Origin of the sequence: Hyphomonas sp. GM-8P (assembly GCF_003263315.1) — a bacterium.
GTDB lineage: Bacteria > Pseudomonadota > Alphaproteobacteria > Caulobacterales > Hyphomonadaceae > Hyphomonas.
Genome location: NZ_AWFE01000091.1, coordinates 1 through 12,854 on the forward strand (window position 1 = coordinate 1; position 12,854 = coordinate 12,854).

Consider the following 12,854-nt stretch of genomic DNA (forward strand, 5'->3'; position numbering starts at 1 on the left):
CAAACGAGGGATTTTTCGGGGAGCAGGTCACAGGAAACAACAGAGTGCTCGCAGCGCCCTATCTCTCACTTATGTTTTTACGGTACACTGATTTATTCCGTTACCAGCCTCGCCGCCCTGAGCCCGCGCACAGCGTGCTCAAAAAATCGGGACGCTTCACAGGTTAAGGGCGTTGGATATGAAGCATCCCGGCACCAACCGCGGCAATGTGACTTGCCCAGCGATGCAAAGGCAGGACCCCGAGAGAGACTGGAAGCCCTCAACGCGCTGTCCTTTTTGAACTTGCCAGCTTGGGAATTTCGACATGCAGCGCGCCCTTGCGCTTGTTGGGCCTTGACCTTGCTGGTGTCAACACCGGACGGGAGCGCGATCGAGCGTTCGAATGTGCCAAACGATCTTTCGACAAGCCGGTAGCTCTTGGTCTTTTCGTCCCTCTCCGGTTTCTTTTCCCCGCGGATCGTCAGCCGGCTGTCGGTCACATTGACCTCGATATTCTTTTCATCCACCCTGGGAAGCTCGGCGGCGACTTCGATCAGACCATCACATTCCTTGACTTCCAGACGCGGCCAGACCTCCTGCATTCCGACCGGACGGCGGAAACCTGCGCCGCTGAAACTGTCGAAAAGACGGTCGATTTCACTCTGCAGGAATGAAAAAGGATCGCGCGCCGGGCAGCCATGTGTTTTTCCTTTAATGACTCCAAAGGCATTATTTGACCGCAAGCCCGCCGCCCTCTTGAGAATTCGCAACGGTTCCGGCCATGAGTTCACTTTTTGTCTGTATCACGCCGATCCGGCACAGTGGAGCGCTGCAGCGCGCCCGGCGTTGCAAGGAAGAGAAGAAGTGGGTGAACGCGTCTGAAATTCAGAACGGTGGAGAAATTCCAATACCCTATTCCTGTGAGGGACGCAACGTTTCTCCACCTCTTAGCCGGGGCGATGTGCCGGTGAACGTAAAGAGCTTCATTGTGCATTGTCAGGATCTAGCCCGGCGGTGCTCAATTGCCGGACGCTCTTTCTCATGACTTGCAAATGATCTACAGGCCGACCTCGCATGGTTCGCAATGGAAAAACGCCGAAAGATTCTGCCGACATCTCAAGAATTGCCATGGTGGTCAGGTCCAACTTGCCGCTGGATTTTAACGTCAGAGCCTGACCACCGAACCCAAGCGCGTCAATCGAAGCCGAGACTAACTCAAATACCAGGCCACTTTTACGGAGGCAGCCCCCACGCAATCAAATAGATGTCCCTCATGCCCCCAATTCCACGGAAACCGCTTCTACACAGACCACCCGCCCCGGCCTCATACGTAAAGCCGGTCGGCTCAGGGGCAACCTGACCTTCTGACTCTGGCCCCTACACCCCGAGACCAGAATTAAAATTACGCAATGCAAGAATATCATGCAAACCTTCATGCACGCCCCGGCATCAGGTAGGCGCCGCGCCCGCTCGAAAGCAGCGCTCCGCTGGCGTTCATGACAGAGGCTTCGGCGACGGAAAGAGTTGCACCCAGACGGACAATTCTTCCCATCATGCTTAGCGTTCCTGGCGTGGCAGGTTTGTGATAGTCAACTCGCAAGTCCGCCGTCGCAGCAGGCGTGTTCCCTGCGGCGAGCAGGGCATAAAATCCTGTGAGATCAATCAGCGCGGCAATGACACCGCCATGGGCAGATTGTATTCGCGGATTGGAAACCAGCTCCTCACGCCAGGGCATTTGCAGTATCAGCTTGTCCTTGTCTGTGCTGATCGCCTTCAGCCCAAGCCAGCGATGGAAGGGGGCCGCATCGAGTGCGGCCTGTATCTGATTAACATTGAGCATGGAGGTGCTCATGCAGGGGTCTGCTCTCGAATCGGACGAAGAAAGGACACGACTGCTTCGACAAATAAATCGTTGCAATCTCCTGCCACCATATGTCTGGCCCCAGCGACGTCAGTGAAATGTGCCCTCGGTGCCAAGGAACGAAACGCCGCGACGGAGTCTTCTGTAACCAGCTCGCTCATACGTCCACGGATGAGATGAAGCGGTACGCGGATGTTCCGAACCGCCTGCTCCAGCTCACTGGTGCGAGCAACCCCAGAGCGACGCGTGACGCCGGTGATAAAGGCAGGGTCCCAGTGCCATCGCCAACGCCCGTCTTCGCCTTGCCGCAGATTCTTACGCAGCCCTTCAAGGTCTTTCGGCCGGGGCCGATGCGGCAAATAGGTGGCAACCACATCAGCGGCCTGTTCCAACGAAGCAAAGCCTTCCTTAACATGCGCGCCCATAAAGCCGACAACTTTGGTGACGCCGGCGGCGTCCATGTTCGGCGTGATATCGACCAGAGTAACCGATTCAAACGCATCGCGCGCAAACATGCCTGCGGCAACTATGGCTGCAAGTCCTCCAAGCGAAGCACCGACTACATGCGGCCGCGGCCTTCCAACCGCGACGCTTTCACCAACCTCTACAAGGTCTCGAGCGATAGCTCCGAGAGAGTAATCACCGTCTGGAGCCCAGTCGCTTTCACCATGCCCGCGAAGATCTAAGATTATTGAGCGATATCCTTCAAATGCCACCGCCTTCGCGGCAGCGCTCCAAGCATGACGAGTTTGTCCTCCGCCATGGGCAAAAATGACCGGAGGGGCAGCGGGATCGCCAACCGAACTGTGCGCCAGCTTCAGCCCCTGCGCATGGAGATATCCATCACAATCGTACAAAAGATCCGTCCACTATAAACTCTTTTACTTATTCCTTTATTAAGTTACCTTACAATCATTGTAAATGGAGAAACCCGTCAAGTTGCCCACGCGGTCGCGCGCATCTGGCTTCATATGAGATCCCGCAATCGATTTCAGCTTCCTTTTTGGTGAAGTGAGCCGACTATCGCGCCGGGCGTACGATCAGGAAATGGAAGCTATCGCCCTCACGCGATCACGGTGGCAGGCGCCTGGTTAAATGATCAGACTGGAATGCCCCAGATCCAGCTTACCGAAGTGCACGATATTAAGCGTCCACATGTTGGGATACTGATCAATCAATTCGATTGATCGGGCCATGTCTCGCGTGAGCGAGATTACCGTGATCGTCGAGCGTGGCGAATTGTCCCAACCGGATTTGCGATCCAGCGCGCAAAGGAGTTTGTGCGATCCGCCGAGCGGCTTGCAGCTCAAGACTTTAACCCTGTTATTGATCCTAGTCCTGGCTTCAGCAGCGGTTTTACTTTCGACAGTTAGCGAGAATCTGAAGTCATGAACTCCTCATCAGCGAGGCTCTGATCCCATCCAGATGAAAGTTCGCTGGCAGGCCAACGCCCATCCTTATGGGCTTCCGGCCCGCGCCTCCTGTCTCTACAAAATCTCTGGAAATGGCTTGCGGAGCGCTACAATATTCAGCAACCACTCCGCAAGCAACAGCTGGAACTTCGCGCTTCCCTCCCCTATGAGATTGGCTCTTGCACCTTGGCTCCTCAAGTCAGGCTAAGCTGACATTGCCTCAAAGTGCTCTAAAACCGAACACGAGCGGTTGCGCCAAAGGTCAGGGGCGGTGACAAGAAAGCACCAACAGCTGTTCCCGGAGCTGTTTGCGTGGCAGCGGTACCTTGAAGCGGCGTATCGAAAGCAAGTTCGTAATAGTCCTCATCAAACAGGTTCTGCGCCCACAGTTCCAACTCGAAGGGAGAGTTGTCACTGTAGAATGACATTCTTGCATTTACCACAACCAGCTCTTCAACCTCCTTGAGCGGATCGAGGTTCGAACCTGTATTATACTTTGAAGTGAACCGGCTCGATACATTGAAGCGCGCATCCCAGTCGCTGATGAACGAGGTTTCATAGGTTGCGGCCAACGTACCCGACCAACGGGGCGCAAATGAAATTGTGCTTCCCGGCAAGCGCGGCGGCGCGAAAAAGTCTACCGCTTCGAAATCATCATACTGGGTTTCCGCATAGACAAGACCGCCCTGCAGTGTCAGCCCTTCAAGCTGTTCAGGCAGGTATCGGACATCGAACTCAGCACCCTTGGAAATCACACCGGGAACAGATGTCACGATGAAGCTCGTACCGGTAAACGTGTTGAGCTGAAAGTCGCTATACTCCTGATAGAAAATCGCGCCGTTGAAGAACAAGCTATTTGCCGCATTGTTGGTCTTAAAGCCGACCTCATACGCATCAACAGTTTCGGGATCAAATCTGGTATCCAGGTTGGGCTGAAATGGCGTGGGATCTGAGGGACCAAACTGGCTGCGATCAAGGTTGAAACCACCGGCCTTGTAACCGCGCGAATAGGACGCGTATGACATCAGATTCTCACTGACCCGATATGCCCCCTTTACTGTACCTGATAAATCCTCGTCAGAGCGATCCTGCGTGGCGCTCACACCCACAAAGTTGTCGTTTGTCCAAGGCAAGCAAAGCGTTGGTGTCAATCCACCTGTAGGGCCAAATACGGCCAAGGCTGTGGTACAGCTACCCGCTTCGCCATTAAAATTGGACTCCAGCGTCTTCTCATCAATCGTATAACGAAGACCGACCGTGAGGTCGAACTGATCGCTCAAGCTGAACGTATTGTTCGTGAAGATGGCGTATGTATCCGCAGTTTGTTCATAAACGTCTGCGGTTGCATTTGCCTCGCCCGTATAGATATTACCTGGCAGCGAAGACAGATCAAACGCACCACCACTCGCACCGAGCAGCAATTGCTGAAAGTAGAAAAAGTAATCATTGCCGTAAGTAATGAAATCTGTACGATCAAGAGTTTCATTCGCGTAAAACACACCCACCTGCCAGTCGACGTTATCGGTCGCGCCCGCGAGTCGTAACTCTTGGCTGAATGTGGCAAAAGCGTCCCTGGACGTTTCGTCATCTCGATACCAAAGATCGGCGGCACTAAAATCTGTATCCTGACCCGAGCCGTTTTCCCAATCGCGATAGGATGTGATTGACGTCAATTCACCGAGGCCGGACTGCCACTCGATATTCGCTGACACACCCCAGTCCTCGGTCGTCTGCGTGGCGTCGCGGTTCGCAAAGGCGACGCGGTCGAACGGATCGATCGGAAAAGCAGAGGCCCCGTCACCGCCAGCCAGCAGCGTGATCAGCGGGCCCCTGGCCGGGTCCACCGCGATATAGTCACCCATGCAACAATCTTCTTCCCGATCAGTATAGTCAGCAGAGAGAAGAATCTCGAGGTCGCTGGAGGGCTCAAAACGAAGCTGACCTCGAACGGAGTAGAAGTCATACTGACTCGTTTCGTCCTCGGTACGTGGACCGTTACCGGTCTTTACGTCCAAAAGACCGCCGCGCTCTTCGTATACTCCGAACAGGCGACCGCTCACCGTCTTAGAAAGCGGTCCGGTGACTTCTGCAGACGTGCGAAGGAAACCTTCGTTGCCGATCCCGACCTCGAAGATCGACTCTAACTCGTCAGACGGTTTCTTCGTGATGACATTTATGACGCCCGCAGAGGTCGACTTGCCAAACAAGGTTCCCTGCGGCCCCTTTAGTACTTCGATTCGCTCGATCTCGCCGAGATCGCCGAAGGAAACGCCGTTCCTGGCGCGCGGAACCCCGTCGATAACGACGCCTACTGAGCTTTCGAGACCGGGATTGTCACCAACCGTGCCAATGCCACGAATCCGCGCCGTAGTATTTGCTTGCTTTGACGAAGAAGTTACAAGCAGGCCCGGCGTCACGACCGTCAGGTCCTTGATATCCTGAACGCCAGCATCGCTGAGAAGCTCTCCGGACAAGGCGGTCACGACAATTGGCACATCCTGCAAGCTCTGCTCGCGCTTTTGCGCTGTAACTGTGATTGCACCCAATCGACGTGTGGCCTCCACATTTTCCGCCGCGGATGCAGCAGCACCTTGCTCGTCCACCTCAACTTGCGCATGAGCACCGGCGGCAAACAGCAAAACCGCCAAAGATACCGAAACAGTTGTCTTCGACACCGCGTTGAAATAATACACCTAGTTTCCTCCTTATGTTTATATAATACTGTATGATATGATACTTATGTGCAATGTGAATATTCTTTTTTCCCCCTGACAGAGATCGTCGACGGGTGATGCAAATTTGCAATAGAGGTTATGGCTTGTCCAATCGGACTGGCCCAACCGAAAAGTTAGTTCCGGCTTCAGCTGACACGCTTGGGATCGGTGGTCCGGCCCTGGGGTTAATATCCAGCGGCAATGACGTGCTTGGTCTGGTGGTCCGGCCTTGGCGTTAAAATCCAGTGGCGATTTTGACCTTGCCACCATGGCATAGGCCGGCGTTACGGGCAAACTCGTCGGGAGATTGCCCATTGTGAGCCATGTGAAGCCGGCTCTCATTGGAGTCGCGCCTCCACGCCTCGATCAGCCGCCTTGCCTCGGCCAAGGAGGCGAACCAGTTGATGTTGAGGCACTCGTCCCGGAGCGATCCATTGAAGCTTTCGACGAAGCCATTCTGCTGCGGCTTGCCGGGGCGCGAGAAGTCCATTCTGACCTTGTAATGATATGCCCAGAGGTCCACGATCTGGCCGGTAAATTCACTGCCATAGCACATTGGGAACCGATGTTCCGGAGGTCGTGACCGCCTGCTTGTTTCTCACATGCAGGCGGGCGGTCATGACCGAGCCTTCAGGTCTCTTACAGTGGTTTTGCCGACCACAACTGAAGAGGAGACCGGCCATGACCAAGACGCACCATAAGACAGGGCAACCCGTTCTGGTAGCGATTGATATCGCAAAGCATCGCAATGAAGTTCTGATCGCTGTCCCAGGGAGGCGACGCCGCAAACGCCTCACAGTTCGTAACGTGCGGGAAGATATCGACAGATTTGTCGAGACGCTCACCGCCTTTGGCGTGCCGGTTCAGGTCGGATTTGAGCCGACGGGCGACTACCATCGGCCGCTGGCGTGGCGGCTCCATCAGGCGGGGTTTGAGTTGAAGCTCATTTCTTCGCTGTCGCTGGCACGCACGCGCGAGGCGATGCACAACTCATGGGACAAGAACGATCCGAAGGATGCGCAGGTGATGCTGCATATGATGCAGACTGGGCTAACCCAGATCTGGCATGACCCGCTCGTGCACGGCGTGAACGACATTCAGGAGTTGTCGAAGACACATGCCGTCATATCGCAAACCAAGACGGAGTTCTGGCATCGTTTGAGAACACACTACTTGCCACTCTACTTTCCCGAGGCTGAGCGCTTCATGGGCAACTCGCGCAGCGATTGGTTTCTCGCCTTCCTCGAACAGTTCCCCACGCCGGGATCGATCACGTGCATGTCCGAAGATGCTTTTATCGAAGCGGCCTGGGGTGTTGTCGGCAAGAAGGCATCAATAGCTCGGTTGCTCGCTGATATATACGCCACAGCCGCTGATTCCATTGGCCTGCCGGTCGATCCGGAGACGCCAGCGATCCGCATGTTTTGTCTCGTTCTCGGTCAGGGAAGGCATCTGATTGCCCAACGTGATCAGATCGAACAGCAAGCCAGCGACCTGCTTGGAACACATCCGGACTTCGTACGCTTGAGGACCATCCCAGGCATCGGGCCGATCAACGCGCTCACCATCCTGGCTGAGGCCGGGGACCTGCGCCGCTTCGGGCATCACCGGCAGTTTCTTAAGTTTTGCGGATTCAACCTTTCGACTCAGCAGTCAGGCATATTCCGAGGACAGACCAAACTCTCCAAGTTTGGAAATGCCAGGCTGAGACGGACATTCTGGATGGCGGGACAGGTCGCCATTCGGCAGCGCGAGAACGGCTTCCGCGACAAGTATGAAAGATACATCGCCAGAGATCACAGCGATCCGCACCTGAAGCGCAAGGCACTCACTTCCGTTGCCGCAACGATCGCACGCACCGCACATTCGGTCATCAAGACCGAGACAGATTACCGCCCCTTCTTCGAAGGACGCGGTCCCAGGCGGAAGGACCCCGCTCTGCAAGTGCCGTTGAGGCATGCATCGTCACGACCTCGTAGATAATGTTCGGGTCTTCTGCCTGGGTATTCGGATCTCGTCTTAAGGACGGTGAGGGCCGCAATCCAGCGTACCCTGTATTTGCTATGGAAGAACTGATTCCTTGACGACAGAAGACGCCTGGGTGATTTTACGAACGAGCGGGACGCAGGTTCGCCGTCACGCATCAACGACCTGTTGGCTCATTCCAGCTTTCGTTCTTTTCATAGGACGTAGCACATTCGGAACCAAGGCAGGTCATGGCCGCCTGCGGCGCATTCCGCACGCAGGCAGGAGGCCATGACCGGGCCGCAGGACCTCTTACAGTGGTTATTCCAACCACCACCGAAGAGGAGCAGACCGGCCATGGCCAGGATTCATTCTATCGCACAGGATGCTGTGCTCGTCGCGATCGACATTTCCAAGAAGCGCAATGATGTTCTGATACAGATGCCTGGGTCGCCTCGACGGCGGCGTCTTGTTGTGCTCAACCAGCGCGCAGAGCACGACCGCTTTATTCAACGGCTGAAGGCTTTCGACCGTCCGGTTGTTACGGGGTTTGAGGCAACCGGTAATTATCATCGGGCACTGGCCTGGAGACTGGTCGATGCCGGCATCAAGACACGCCTGATCTCTTCCATGGCACTCGCTCGCCAGCGCGAAGCCATCCACAACGGATGGGACAAGAATGATCCGAAGGATGCCCAGGTTATCCTGCATATGCTGGCGACAGGTCTCAGCCAGGTCTATCTGGATCCCTTGGTCGCCGGCCTCGCAGATATCCAGGAGCTCTCGAAGACGCATGAGGCCGTGTCGAGAGCAAGGACGCAGACCATTCACCGGATCCTGACGCACTATCTGCCACTCTATTTTCCCGAGATCGAGAAGTTCCTGGGAAGCTCCAGGCGCGACTGGTTCTTCGCCCTGCTCGAGACGTTCCCGCCCCCGGCATCGATCACGGCCTTGTCTCCAGAAGCCTTCTCAGCCGCCGCCTGGGACATTGTTGGCAAGAAGGTTTCAAAGGCCAGGTTGATCGTGGACATCTGTGAAACCGCAAAAGAATCAATCGGGTTGCCGGTTCCGGTCGACAGCAGGGCCATCGCGATGTTCCGCATGGTTCTGGCGGAGGCGCGCAGCCTGAACCGCCAGCGCAATACGATCGAAGCGGAAGCTGAAGCCCTTCTGGGCGGAACCCCTGACTTCGAGGCCCTCAAGCAAATCCCCGGCATCGGCCCGATCATCGCCCTGACCATTCTCGCTGAAGCCGGCGACCTGCGCCGGTTTGGTCATCATCGCCAGTTCCTGAAATTCTGCGGCCTGGACCTCTCAACGCATCAGTCCGGCACTTTCCGGGGACAGACGAAACTGTCGAAATACGGCAACGCACGGCTTCGCCGGGCGCTCTGGATGGCCGGCCTGGTCGCGATCCGCCAGAAGGAGAACAATTTCAGGGATAAATATACGCGCTATATCGCCAGGGATCCGGACAATCCCGATCTCCGGCGCAAAGCGCTCACTGCGGTTACCGCCAAGATGGCGCGCACAGCGCATGCCATCATCAAGAGCGGAAAAGCTTACCGCCCCTTCTACGAAGGGGCGGTACCGGGCGGGAGAATCTCTCTCTGATGCGCGCCGTTGAGGCGCCAGTCTATCGGCGACCTCGTAGATAATGTTCGGATCTTCCGCTCGGATCGGCATCCCGTGTTAAGGACGGTAAGGACCAGCGAACCTCACTCGCATGGATCCTGTGTTTGCTATGGCTGCGAGCTCTTCCAGTGCGGCGGAAGCCCACCCGGTAATTGACTTCAAGACCCGTATCTGGAAACTACGGGACGAGGCTTTGCGCCCGAAACCTGCCAAAAGTTCAGAATGTAGGACGTTGTCCGAACGTATGTACCCAGGCGGTCCATGCACGACGAACAGATCGCCCAGCGTGTCGAGGACATCGCGGGAGTTCAGCTTGCGCTCGACGCGGATGGTGAGGCATTCGCGAGTGAACTCATCAATGACGCACAGCATGCGGAAGACCTTCCCATCATGCGTGCGATCCTGGACGAAATCATAGGATCAGACATGCCCCTTGTGCATTGGTCTGATCCGAATGCAGGAGCCGTCACTCAACCAGAGACGGCCACGTTTCGGTTGTTTCATCGGGACCTTCAGCCCTTCACGCCGCCAGATGTGATAGACGCGCTTCTCGCTCACATGCCAGCCACCCCGTCTCAGCAGGGCCGTAATGCGACGATAGCCATACCGGCCGAACCATTCAGCCAGGGTGATGATGGCCGCTGTCAGCACATCCTCATCCTGACGCGGCACGCGCGGCTTGCGCTGGGTGGAACGATGCTGGCCGATTACGCGGCAAGCCCGACGCTCGGTTGCGCCGAATGTCTCCACCACATGATCGACCGCTTCGCGCTTGCGTGAAAGGCTCAGTGGTGTCCCCAGTCAGCGAGCGTGGAGCCGCACAGGCAGTTTCGTGATGCCTCGCACAAGGTTCGAAAACAGACGCTCGGGCTCGCCGGTCACTTCGACCTTCGCGAAACGCTTTTGGATCTCTTCCCAGATAATCCTAAGTTGCAGTTCTGCAAGCCTGTTGCCCATGCAGCGATGGATGCCATAGCCAAAGGACAGGTGATGACGTGGGTTCTTTCGGTCGATTATGAACTGGTCAGCATTCTCGATGCCAGACTCATCCCGGTTGCCCGACAGATACCACATCACCACTTTATCACCTTTTTTGATCAGCTTACCGCCAATCTCGTAATCCTGGAGCGCAGTCCGGCGCATATGGGTCAGCGGAGTCTGCCAGCGGATAATCTCTGGCACCATGCTGGTGATCAGCGACGGATCCTCATTCAGCTTGCGATATTCTTCAGGGTTCTGATTAAGGGCGAGCACGCCGCCGCTGATCGAGTTCCGCGTAGTGTCGTTGCCGCCCACAATAAGCAGCAGCAAGTTGCCCAGAAACTCTAGGAAGGGCATGTCCCGCGTCGCCGGAGAATGCGCCATCATGGATATGAGGTCGTTCTTGGGGTCTTGGTTAATACGCTGATCCCAGAGCCCTTTGAAATACATCGCGCATTCAATCAGTTCTTTGCGCCTTGCCTCATAAGATTCGACGATACCGGTTTCAGGCGCGGCCGTTGCGATGTCGGACCAGCGAGTGAGTTTGCGCCGCTCTTCCCAAGGGAAGTCGAACAAGGTCGCAAGGGTCATTGTGGTCAACTCGACCGAGACTTTATTAACCCAGTCGATTTCCTCACCAACCGGCAGATCATCAAGTATCTTGCACGCACGCTCACGGATTGTCGGCTCGAGCAACTGCAAGTTTGACGGCGCGACTGCGGAGTTAACGGCCTTGCGTTGCTGATCGTGCTTGGGCGGATCCATGGCGATGAACATTTCAAGCTCAAGCGCACCTTCCCCCGCATGCATGTCCTGAATGGCAATTCCGCCGAGCTTCGCTTCCGACGAGAAGACTTTGTGATTGGTGTCAACGGCCATGATGTCGTCGAACTTGGTAACCGACCAGTATGGCCCGACTTTGCTCTCAGGACAGTAGTGGACTGGATCCTCTCTGCGCAATCGGTCGAAAAACAGGCCAATTGTATCTTTCTGAAAAAGGCTCGGCCGTGAAACATCGATTTGCTCGATCGGAATGGTCGCGATTTTTTCGGCCGTGTTCAGCTCAATTGTTTCTATACTCATGTTCTATCCTTCAGTCCGTACGCGAAAATAGCGCGCCACCTTCTGGCAAATTAGCGGCCCCGCAACATGCCACTTTTAAATATTATCATACATACTTGACGATTAGTTACAACCATGGAAGCTAAACGCTTGATTTGGCCGTTCATCAGATTAATTATGATAATATATTAGGTTCAAAGATGCAGCCCAGGGCCTATAACGCAAAGAAGGCAAAGCGTGCACTTTCGCTCGCACAAGACATCGTTCGCGACATTGAAGCTGGTGCACGCGTTGCGGGAGACCGGTTGCCACGCGAAGAAGAAATGCTCGCGCGGTACGAAGTCGCCAGAGCAACCTTGCGTGAAGCGCTCCGCTTCCTGGAGCTTCAGGGCGTAATCCACCTTCAATTGGGCCGTGGCGGGGGCCCGGTGGTTGCGCGCCCGCAGTCCGGTGATTTCGCAAATAGTCTTTCTCTCATCCTGCAATTCATGGAAGCAGACCTGAGGGGTCTGCTCGAACTGCGTGAAGCCATAGCGCCGGATGTTGCAGCCTATGCCGCCCAGCGCGCGACCACAGGCGACCTCAGCGCACTCGCCGATTGCCTTAAAGAGCTTGAGCGGAATGAGGCGGGAAGCCAGTTCGAGGAACTTAACCGTCGGTTTCACGACCTGCTCGGTTGGGCCAGCGGCAATCCGCTTTTCGGCCTTCTGACCTCCACCTTGCATTTACTGACCCGCGAATTTTCGCGCTCGCTCGGCTATTCCGCCCAGGAGCGCGCAGTCCAGTTGCGAATCCTGCGCCGCGTTCTGGAAGCGGTACGCACAGGTGATGCCCAGGAAGCGCGGCAGGCCATGGCCCGCCTTGTGTCAGGTTCGGCAAATTATTTAGCTGAACGAAGTCCTGATCTGGTTTCTCAAAAAGTGAGGTGGGGACAAATTTAGAAGACTTGCGAACCGCAATGTCTAAGACGGGAGAATAAATAACATGCCGCTACAAACGCGCATATGCGAAATTCTCGAGATCGAATATCCGATCTTTCTGGCCGGAATGGGCGGGGCAAGTGTCCCCGCGCTCGCGGCCGCGGTATCGAATGCAGGGGGGCTAGGCGTCCTCGGCGCCGCGGCGTGCTCGCCGGACCAGTTACGTAGCTGGATCCGTCAGACCCGCGAGATGACCGACAAGCCGTTCGGGGTGGATACGCTTCTGCCGGCCTCGGTCCGGCGGGGGTCGGCGCCGCAATCC

General features: G+C 55.9%; 9 protein-coding genes and 3 pseudogenes. 4 read left to right on the forward strand and 8 right to left on the reverse strand.

What is annotated here, in order from left to right:
- Nucleotides 1-92 precede the first annotated feature (92 nt).
- From HY26_RS13980 to HY26_RS14005, 6 genes and pseudogenes are all read right to left on the reverse strand, one after another.
- Complete coding sequence (locus HY26_RS13980) at nt 93-749, reverse strand: Hsp20/alpha crystallin family protein (RefSeq protein WP_139068840.1); 657 nt, start codon at nt 747-749, stop codon at nt 93-95.
- A gap of 662 nt (nt 750-1,411) precedes the next feature.
- A complete protein-coding gene (locus HY26_RS13985; protein ID WP_233351636.1) occupies nt 1,412-1,819 on the reverse strand; it encodes a PaaI family thioesterase in 408 nt (135 codons plus the stop codon).
- Nucleotides 1,820-1,827: 8 nt separating this feature from the next.
- Nucleotides 1,828-2,697 (reverse strand): alpha/beta fold hydrolase, encoded by an 870-nt coding sequence (locus HY26_RS13990; protein WP_034766463.1) that lies wholly within the window; start codon nt 2,695-2,697, stop codon nt 1,828-1,830.
- Between the two features lie 234 nt (nt 2,698-2,931).
- Entirely contained in the window at nt 2,932-3,150 is a 219-nt protein-coding gene (locus tag HY26_RS13995) for a hypothetical protein (protein WP_035552743.1), read from the reverse strand.
- 332 nt (nt 3,151-3,482) lie between these two features.
- A complete protein-coding gene (locus HY26_RS14000) occupies nt 3,483-5,945 on the reverse strand; it encodes a TonB-dependent receptor (RefSeq protein WP_051602738.1) in 2,463 nt (820 codons plus the stop codon).
- Nucleotides 5,946-6,201: 256 nt separating this feature from the next.
- A pseudogene (locus HY26_RS14005) lies at nt 6,202-6,513 on the reverse strand (integrase core domain-containing protein); the annotation flags it as partial.
- A 134-nt stretch (nt 6,514-6,647) separates the two neighbouring features.
- Here HY26_RS14005 and HY26_RS14010 point away from each other — a divergent pair.
- Together HY26_RS14010 and HY26_RS14015 are read left to right on the forward strand one after the other, a co-directional pair.
- Nucleotides 6,648-7,920, forward strand: a pseudogene (locus tag HY26_RS14010) (IS110 family transposase).
- Nucleotides 7,921-8,288: 368 nt separating this feature from the next.
- Entirely contained in the window at nt 8,289-9,548 is a 1,260-nt protein-coding gene (locus HY26_RS14015) for an IS110 family transposase (protein ID WP_035551926.1), read from the forward strand.
- Between the two features lie 252 nt (nt 9,549-9,800).
- Here HY26_RS14015 and HY26_RS19295 read toward each other — a convergent pair.
- Both HY26_RS19295 and HY26_RS14030 read right to left on the reverse strand, forming a co-directional pair.
- Nucleotides 9,801-10,367: pseudogene (locus HY26_RS19295) on the reverse strand (IS3 family transposase); the annotation flags it as partial.
- A 3-nt stretch (nt 10,368-10,370) separates the two neighbouring features.
- A complete protein-coding gene (locus HY26_RS14030) occupies nt 10,371-11,633 on the reverse strand; it encodes a cytochrome P450 (protein ID WP_112073855.1) in 1,263 nt (420 codons plus the stop codon).
- Nucleotides 11,634-11,767: 134 nt separating this feature from the next.
- Here HY26_RS14030 and HY26_RS14035 point away from each other — a divergent pair, with 134 nt between their 5' ends.
- Together HY26_RS14035 and HY26_RS14040 are read left to right on the forward strand one after the other, a co-directional pair.
- Nucleotides 11,768-12,553: a FadR/GntR family transcriptional regulator gene (locus HY26_RS14035; RefSeq protein WP_233348756.1), complete on the forward strand. Its 786-nt coding sequence runs from the start codon at nt 11,768-11,770 to the stop codon at nt 12,551-12,553.
- Between the two features lie 43 nt (nt 12,554-12,596).
- The coding region (locus HY26_RS14040) for a nitronate monooxygenase family protein (protein WP_199288558.1) at nt 12,597-12,854 on the forward strand (258 nt) is incomplete at its 3' end.